This is a genomic window from Streptococcus rupicaprae, assembly GCF_040545225.1.
GTDB lineage: Bacteria > Bacillota > Bacilli > Lactobacillales > Streptococcaceae > Streptococcus > Streptococcus rupicaprae.
The window spans coordinates 1-1,224 of the sequence record NZ_JBEPLO010000057.1 but is presented as its reverse complement, the minus strand read 5'-3'; the positions used below and the strand labels follow the sequence as shown (position 1 = coordinate 1,224).

Annotated in this window: 1 protein-coding gene; it reads left to right on the top strand. The window is 43.9% G+C overall.

What is annotated here, in order from left to right:
* Window positions 1-177: 177 nt before the first annotated feature.
* Complete coding sequence (gene yidC, locus ABID29_RS12250; RefSeq protein ID WP_354366434.1) at window positions 178-1,107, top strand: membrane protein insertase YidC; 930 nt, start codon at window positions 178-180, stop codon at window positions 1,105-1,107.
* Window positions 1,108-1,224 lie beyond the last annotated feature (117 nt).

The following is a 1,224-nucleotide window of genomic DNA, read 5'->3' as shown; positions in this document are numbered from 1 at the left end:
GAGGTTAAGCAGAGGATTGATTTAAACAGCTATTTTTTCAAAATTGATGTCAGGGCACAAAAGGAGGAAGAGAAAGTTTTCATGCGTACGGCGTGAAGTGATGGAGGATAAAACTTGTCTATTCTTCTAAAAAAATGTAGAATAGAAAGGTATTACTTCAAAAAAGGAAACCATATCGTGAAAAAGAAACAAATCTTGCGCTTACTAGCCTTAACAGTCTTGGCTAGCTTCTTTCTAGCTGGCTGTGTCGCCACAAAAAACGGTGTCCCAACAGGAGAAGGTTGGGTTTACAATCTTCTGGTAAAACCGATGGGCCAGCTGATTACCTATTTCGCTAAAGACCAAGGGTTCGGTTATGGTATTGGTATCATCTTGACTACTTTGGTTGTCCGCCTCTTGATTTTCCCCCTCGGTCTCTATCAGGCATGGAAGGCTAGCGAACAGGCTGTTCGTCGTGAACATCTCAAACCAATTCTTGACCCTATCCAAGAACGCCTCAAAACCGCCAAAGACCCTCAAGAACAGATGATGGTTCAACGGGAGCTGATGGCTGTTCAAAAAGAAAATGGCGTGTCTATGCTTGGTGGTGTCGGTTGCTTGCCGCTTCTGATTCAAATGCCATTCTTTACGGCCATCTTTTACGCGGCGCGCTATACCACTGGTATTTCAGAAGCGACCTTCCTAGGCATCAACCTTGGCAAGCCGTCACTGATTTTGACAGCAATTGTCGGCGTTCTCTATTTCCTCCAGTCCTACCTATCCATGCAGGCAGTTGACCCTCAACAACGCGAACAGATGAAGACCATGATGTACATGAGCCCTGTCATGATTACAGTCTTCTCACTGACTTCTCCTGCGGGTGTCACCCTTTACTGGGTAATCGGAGGTGTGATTCAGGTCCTTCAACAAATCATCATCAATTTCTTTGTTCGCCCTTACCACAAACGTAAAATCGCAGAGGAATTTGCTAAAAATCCTCCTAAAGCAAGGCCGATTAATACATCATCCTACAAAAAAGATGTTACCCCACAAGCACCTGCTAACCAAGCAATCTTGCCAGGATCATCTAAGAAAAAACGCAACGCAGGCAAACAGCGTTCCCGTTAAAAGGTAGCCTAAAAAAGCAAATAGAGGCTGGGCAAAAACTAGTTTCAGAATAGACAAAAACGAGCATTTCCGCAGTTGGAGATGCTCGTTTTCTCATGTCATGGTTTATAATTATAA